Raw genomic sequence first — 6,546 nt, 5'->3', positions numbered from 1 at the left:
TTTACGAGCCGTACACTCAGGACATATGTCGGTTGCAACAAAACATACTGGACATCCGCCTCATATTTGACCGGAACCCTGGCAAAGGATACCGCCAGCTCCAGCCAGTTGTCCGCCAGCGCCTGTTTCTCTGTCTCCCCGCGGATACCAGGGGCTAAGGCTTTCTCCAGTACACTTTGAAATTGTGCCGTCAGTTCCGATGGGCGGCGCTGCAGGCAGCCCCGGTTCTGATGCGGCAGGATGCGGCGGCACAGCGCGTCAGCCAAATCCTCCGTGGAGCATCGCTCTCCCAGCTGCCGCAGCTCCCGTTTATAGACCGCCAGCGCCAGGGCGGACGCGTGCTCCATGCACTCCATGGCCCGGTCAAACTGCTTCCAGCGGAGGCAGATCTTCGCGTAATCGATGAGATTGGGAATGTCCTGCTCCCAGTAGTCCCTGCGGGAGCCTTCTACCTGTTGGCTGATCCTGCCGCAGATCTCTGGGGCGATGATGAGCTGTGGATGCTCCTCCGCCTCCTGCGCGGGGAGGCCTCGCTGGGCCTTGAGGTCCTCGTTCCAGTCTTTCCACTCGGGCTGGATCACTCCTACATTGTCATATCCGTGCTCATGGAGGATCTCCGCCAGCCGTCCACTGGCCTCAATGCCCGCCGCATCATGATCCAGGCAGAGGCAGACGGTGCGGAGGCCGGGGTTCTGCTCCAGCATCCAGAGCATGGCGTGTTCACTGGTGCCGCAGAGTGAGACGAAGCTGTGTTCCTGCCATCCTCTGGGATAACGGGTGAGGAAGGACAGCAGGTCAATGGGGGCCTCGAAGACATAGAGGCGGCCGCTGGTCCCGGTGTGGTGGAAGCTGCACCGGGGATCGCTGCCCTCCACGTTGATGCGGAAGGTCTTTCCGAGGCTGTTGAGGCTGCGCTTGTGGGCGTGGCGCGGGACGCCGTTCCCGTCCTTGCCGACAAAGACGGCGTTGTGGTACTCTCTGTCCTTGAACCTCTCGCAGCTCTCATACAGCAGCCCCGCCCGGACAAAGGCATTGACCACGTTCCGGTCCAGGAACCGGCGCCCCAGCAGATAGGCGTACATCCGCCGCATCTCCCGGCCGGCAGTGGGCAGGGCAAATTCCTTTCCGGGCCTTTCCTCCTGCTTTTGGGCAGAAGCGTAGACGGTTCCCTGCTCTCCGCCTGACAGACGGTCGCCGTCCAGCAGACGGGTGACGGCCTCCGGGTAGGAGAGGTTATAGAACTGCTGAACGAAGGAGACAGGCCCGCCGCCCTCCTTCGCGGCGTGGTCATACCACTCATTGCCCCGGACAGTGACGCTGTGGTCGCTGGCCAGGCGGTACTCCGGCCCGGAGGGGATCAGCTTCTCCCCCTGATGGCGGAGGAACTCCACCAGGTCCACAGAGGCGGCCCGGAGCTTTTGTTCCTCGGTAAAATGGATATAGGGCATACATCCTCCTTGTTAAATTCACGGTTGCTTTTTTCATCTATATGGGGTATACTGATAGTAAGGAAAGTAAGGAATCGCGGGTTTGAGAAAGGAGTCAAACACGATGGAGCTTGCCAAAGTCACATCAAAGGGACAGATCACAATTCCCATTGATATTCGGAGAAAACTCGGCGTAAAGGAGGGAGACAAGATCCTGTTTGTTGAGGAGCAGGGGCGGGTCATCATGATGAACTCCTCCATGGACGCGCTGCGAAAGGCACAGGCCGCATTTACCGGGGAGGCGGAACGGCTTGGGCTGAAAGACGAACAGGATGTGGTCGACCTGGTCTCTGAACTGCGGCGGGAACGGATGGAGGGCTGAGATGCGGATCATGCTGGACACCAACGTCCTTCTCTCAGCCATTCTCTTCCCCAGTGAGCGGATGAACCGGATGATGCGCTGCATCTTTGAGGAGCACAGGCTGGTTCTCTCGTCCTTCATCGTGGAAGAGCTGGGCTATGTGATCCAGCGTAAATTTCCAACAAAAGCGGCTGCCGTCGACCAGATGCTCGCCGCGATGAGTTATGAGCTGGTCTATACGCCGCGTGTCATGGATGAGACGCTGTTTGAGATCAGAGATCCGAAAGACTATCCCGTTTTATATACCGCAATCATTGAGGATGTGGATATACTGATCACGGGGGACAAGGACTTTGCGGAGATTCAGGTCGAGCGGCCTGAGATCTGTACGCCGGTGGAGTTTATGCGCCGTTACCAGATACTTTGACACAGGAGGCCTTTTCATGAACCTCTATACCCCTGCAGAGTGTGCCGCGAACTATGCCGCGGCGGGCCGGAACAAGACGCAGCTGCCCCTTGTGAAGATGTTCCTCTTGGCGGTGCTGGCCGGGTTCTTTATCGCCATGGGCGGGGCGGTGACCAACACCGCCGCCCACACCATCGCCAATGTGGGCGCGGCCCGGATTGTTTGCGGGCTGCTGTTCCCCTTTGGCCTGGCCATGGTGATCCTGACGGGGTCGGAGCTTTTTACCGGCAACACGCTGATGGTCATCTCTCTACTGGACCGCCAGGCCACGGCGGGTGGGATGCTGAAAAACTGGTGCGTGGTGTACCTGGGTAACGCCGTGGGCGCAATGCTCACCGCCGTTGGCTGTGCCTTCGGCGGCCAGCTGAATTACTCCGGCGGTCAGCTGGCAGTGTTTACCATGAAGCTGGCGGCGGGGAAATGCGCTCTCCCGGCGGGGAACGCCGTGATCCTGGGGATTCTCTGCAACCTCCTGGTGACAGCCGGGGTGCTGCTGTCCCTGTCCGCCAGAGACCTGATGGGCCGGGTGGTGGGGGCCTACTTGCCGGTGGCCTTTTTCGTCATCTGCGGCTTTGAGCACTGTATCGCCAACCTCTTCTACATCCCCGCCGGGCTGTTTGCCGGGATGGTCCCCGCCTATGCGTCCCTGGCGGCGGAGGCGGGGGTGGACCTCACCGCCCTGACCTGGGGGAACTTCCTGCTGCGGAATCTCCTGCCGGTAACAGTGGGGAATTCCCTGGGCGGCGCAGGCCTTGGGTGCCTCTTCTGGTACTGCCACGGCAGAAGGTCGGCGTAGAAATACTGTGTGAAGCGTACCCCGTTTAGGTGTTTCGATTTGTCAACCCCCAATTGCTCCCTGGCTCATACAGAATTTCCCTGCTTTTTCTCCGTTTCCGCCATTGCTTTTCTTTGGCGGCCCGTCTACAATATACAGCGGTTGCTTTTTACTGGAGGAAAGGATGTTGTGTATGGAATTGAGTTATGACCCGATCTGGGATGAGAACGGAGAGCTGCGGCGGGGCTGTACGGTACGGGAGGCGCTGGCGTGGCTGACCCGCTTCGGCGGACGCACGGTGGGAGAGTCCGTCATGATTAACGGCGCGGTCTACAGGGTTGGCCGTCTGCTCTACGGCCCGGAACAGCCCGATGTGGCGGACAAGCCCATCGCCCGTGTCTGTGACGGATATTATCATCAGCTGAATTTCAGTGTCTGACAGAGAGGGACGGCTCCGTGGAGGAACCGTCCCTTTTCCCTCTCTCATATCTGCCGGGGCGCAATCTCCGGCTCCTCATGGTCGTTGGGCTTGTGGCCCATGGCGATCTTCTTCTCCCTGATCTTTCTCCTCAGCTTGCTGTCCACAAAGGAGATCCCGCCGCTGGGGGGCGGGGCCTGCTCCTGGAAAATGCGGCCCATGTGGTGGAGGAGCCGGGTGGCGCTGGCGAAGAGAGAGGGGGAGTCGTCCATGTGGTCAAGGAAAAACCGGGCGTACTCATTGCCCTGCTCCGCCGCCAGTGTGAGCCAGCGAACGGCGGATTCCCTGTCCTGCGGAATGTCCTTTCCCAGCAGGTACAGCTTGCCGAGGGCATACTGGGCGTACTGGTTCCCCTGCTCCGCGGACTCCGTCAGCCAGCGGACAGCGCCCGCCGTATCCTTTGCCACACCATCGCCGCTCAGCAGCAGTTTGCCCAGCCGGTACTGCGCAAACTGGTTTCCAAGATCGGCGGACTGTCGGAACCAGCGCAGAGCGGCGGCGGGATCGTCCGCCTCCAGGCGCAGCTTGCCCAGGGCGTACATGGCGTACTGGTTGCCCTGCTCGGCTGCCTGGGAGAACCAGATCACCGCCTGGGTCATGTCCTGTACCACCGGCCCGCCATTACGGTACAACATTCCAAGGGCATACTGGGCGTAGTCCAGCCCGGCCTCCGCCGCATGGGTCAGATGGTCCACCGCGTGAGTGATCTGCTCAGATTTGGTGTCGGGGTCCATGAGAATGCGTTTTGCCAGACGGTACAGAGTGTATGGGTCGACCTGTCTGATAGGCGGCGCTCTATCAGCCTCCTCCGGCGTGTCTACCGGCACTGCCTCTGGCTCAGGGCCAGCGTTCTCACCGGCCTGGAGCGGCTCCTGAGTATCCGCCGGCGTGAACACCTCGGTGTGCTCACCAAGCCGCGCCGCTTCCTCCACCACCACATTCTTGATCCGCTTGAACTCCGCCTGCCGGGAAAGGGGGAGACGCTCCGGCAGGTCATCCCGGTACGTCCGCAGCACTTCTTCCCGCAGCTGGTACCACAGGTCATAGGCGGAAGAGACACGGGCGTCTTTTGCCAGCTCATCCACGATCTCATCCACCACAGCTTTCAGCGGCGCCTTGAGGTAGCCGTACTGCTTTCTGCCAGAGGTGCTTTTCAGCCGCTGGGCCAGTTCGCCCATGAGCTGCTCGATGCGGGGGTTCTCCAGTGTGCCGGAGAGCATCTGCCGGATCAGTTCCTTCATGACCTCGCCGGACTGCCGCACCAGCTCATCCCGGCGCTGGGTCTGCTGCCGGTAGATCTCCGTCAGCTCCTGGCGGAAAATATTCTTTGCCAGTCCGGACTTGATCCTGGCGATGCCCTCCTTATCCAGAAAGCCGGAGCGCCCGTCCGCGCTGTAGCAGACCATGTGGACATGGGGATGTGATCCCTCGTCGTGATAGGATGCGTACCAGCGGAACTGCTCCCAGGGTATCCTCATGGCGTCCGCGATCTGAGGGACATAGGTGGAGAGGAGGGCCTGCCACTGTCTGGCGTTGTCGTAGCCGAGGCGGGCGGCATCCTCCCGGCGCAGGGAGATGATGGGCAGCCACACGTTGCCGGGGTGGTTCGCCACCTCCTCTGCGATTCTGGACAGCTCCAGCGCATCGCCTGTGCCGTTGAACAGACCATGTGCGCCGAGCCGCTCCGCACGAGGGCGCTGGGCAATGTAGCTGACGTAGTTCTCCCGCTTGGCGATCTGATCGTAGTTGTCCTCTATCGCCCTGGTGATAAACTCCGAGGCGGCGGCGCGGGTGGGAGAGGACTGGTAGTCCTCGCACTCGAACATCCCGCGGCACATGGGGAAGTCCCGGAGGAGCCGCTCTACCATAGCCCGCTGCTTTTTCGTGGCGGGCTGGCCGGCCTTGTCCGGCTTGAGGAGATCCGTACCGTCACGGGTGGCAACGTAGCGGACGTAGTTGTTCAGGTGTGCGGCGGCTTTCGCTGTCCCCGGCTTGATGTAGGGCACTTGAATATGATCCGGGGCATGGAGCGTCACCGCCTTTCCACTGCATCAGGACATGCCGGGCGTGTCCATTCCGGACTCCGGTTCCTCATGCCCCCACTCATGAATGACGCGGTCGAACTCAGCTTCCAGATCCACGTCCTGTTCCACCATCCAGTGACTGCGCACAGCCTCCAGCGGCTTCTCATATTGCAGGAGCCGCTCTACACTCGTAACCGGGTAGTCGTGGAGATGTCCTGCCAGTTGATTGTAGCAAAATCCCATAGAGGCAATTTCACCTGCTTTACCGAAAACAGTGTAGCCAGGGAGGTCCCACATACTGCGTGCGTACTCATCCATCTCCTGGTTCACTTTTTTGAGTAGTTCCTCATGAGCGGTGCTCCATGCCATATCACACACCGCCCCTCTGATACTCCACCGCCTTGTCCAGCGTGACGCTGCCGCTGGTCTTCTTCACATTCTGAACGCACCGGCCCCGGAGACTGCGGAGCGCGTCATCGCTGATCTCCATCCCCGCCGCCAGCACGTTCATCACCATGTCCAGCTCCACCGCCAGCTTGAAGAGCAGACGGCAGATGCGGTTCTCCGTGTCCTGCACAGTGCCGCGCAGGACGGACGCCAGCGCGGGCGGCAGGTAGGCGGTGGCCTCCTGACCGGAGACGTACCCGGCGTAGAACCGGATGGCCCTCTCGATAAACTCGTTTTGGGTACGGCAGTTGTCCCGCGGACACATCTCCTTGACGAGCTGCTGAGTCTCAGGTGAGATCCGCAGCGCAAGCCAGATTGACATAGACGCAAAAATCTGTATCACATCGTGGGCTGGGTGGGCGTCGCCATCTCCTCCGCCAGCAACTGGGCGCTGTAGTCCTTCAGCGTCTGGCCGGTCTGCTCCTGGCAGTAGGTGTCCATCTTCCGAAGCAGAACCGCTTTTTCAACAGCGTTGAGCCGGTACTCCACTGACTCCTCACGCCCGTCCGCCCAGTGCAGGTCGACCTCCAGCTCATCGCAGACCTGTCCGGAGGCCATGTCGTAGTTG

Annotated in this window: 8 protein-coding genes and 1 pseudogene; 4 read left to right on the top strand and 5 right to left on the bottom strand. The window is 60.7% G+C overall.

Translation table 11 applies throughout. The features are described 5' to 3' along the window. On the bottom strand, window positions 1–1,448 hold a 1,448-nt coding region (locus QZ326_RS10595; protein WP_295744975.1), incomplete at its 3' end, for a DUF3991 and toprim domain-containing protein. 103 nt (window positions 1,449–1,551) lie between these two features. Between QZ326_RS10595 and QZ326_RS10590 the strand changes: the two genes are divergently transcribed. The 4 genes from QZ326_RS10590 (at window position 1,552) to QZ326_RS10575 (ending at window position 3,468) form a co-directional block, all read left to right on the top strand. Further along, window positions 1,552–1,809, top strand: a complete 258-nt coding sequence (locus QZ326_RS10590; RefSeq protein ID WP_295744973.1) for an AbrB/MazE/SpoVT family DNA-binding domain-containing protein — start codon at window positions 1,552–1,554, stop codon at window positions 1,807–1,809. Window position 1,810: 1 nt separating this feature from the next. Further along, on the top strand, window positions 1,811–2,215 hold the full coding sequence (locus tag QZ326_RS10585) for a putative toxin-antitoxin system toxin component, PIN family (protein ID WP_295744971.1): 405 nt from the start codon (window positions 1,811–1,813) through the stop codon (window positions 2,213–2,215). 16 nt (window positions 2,216–2,231) lie between these two features. Beyond that, window positions 2,232–3,050, top strand: coding sequence for a formate/nitrite transporter family protein (locus tag QZ326_RS10580; protein ID WP_295744969.1), 819 nt, complete (start codon window positions 2,232–2,234; stop codon window positions 3,048–3,050). A 172-nt stretch (window positions 3,051–3,222) separates the two neighbouring features. Next, window positions 3,223–3,468, top strand: a complete 246-nt coding sequence (locus QZ326_RS10575) for a hypothetical protein (protein WP_295744967.1) — start codon at window positions 3,223–3,225, stop codon at window positions 3,466–3,468. 44 nt (window positions 3,469–3,512) lie between these two features. Here the strand turns inward: QZ326_RS10575 and mobP3 are convergent, their stop codons facing one another. The 4 genes and pseudogenes from mobP3 to QZ326_RS10555 form a co-directional block, all read right to left on the bottom strand. After that, window positions 3,513–5,513: a MobP3 family relaxase gene (mobP3, locus tag QZ326_RS10570; protein ID WP_295744966.1), complete on the bottom strand. Its 2,001-nt coding sequence runs from the start codon at window positions 5,511–5,513 to the stop codon at window positions 3,513–3,515. Window positions 5,514–5,558: 45 nt separating this feature from the next. Continuing rightward, window positions 5,559–5,774: a hypothetical protein gene (locus QZ326_RS10565; RefSeq protein ID WP_295744964.1), complete on the bottom strand. Its 216-nt coding sequence runs from the start codon at window positions 5,772–5,774 to the stop codon at window positions 5,559–5,561. A gap of 127 nt (window positions 5,775–5,901) precedes the next feature. Then, a complete protein-coding gene (locus tag QZ326_RS10560) occupies window positions 5,902–6,300 on the bottom strand; it encodes a hypothetical protein (protein WP_295744962.1) in 399 nt (132 codons plus the stop codon). A gap of 17 nt (window positions 6,301–6,317) precedes the next feature. After that, window positions 6,318–6,546 (bottom strand): annotated as a pseudogene (locus QZ326_RS10555) (hypothetical protein); the annotation flags it as partial.

The organism is uncultured Oscillibacter sp. (assembly GCF_910587525.1).
GTDB lineage: Bacteria > Bacillota > Clostridia > Oscillospirales > Oscillospiraceae > Oscillibacter.
This window is presented reverse-complemented; position numbering and strand designations above follow the sequence as displayed.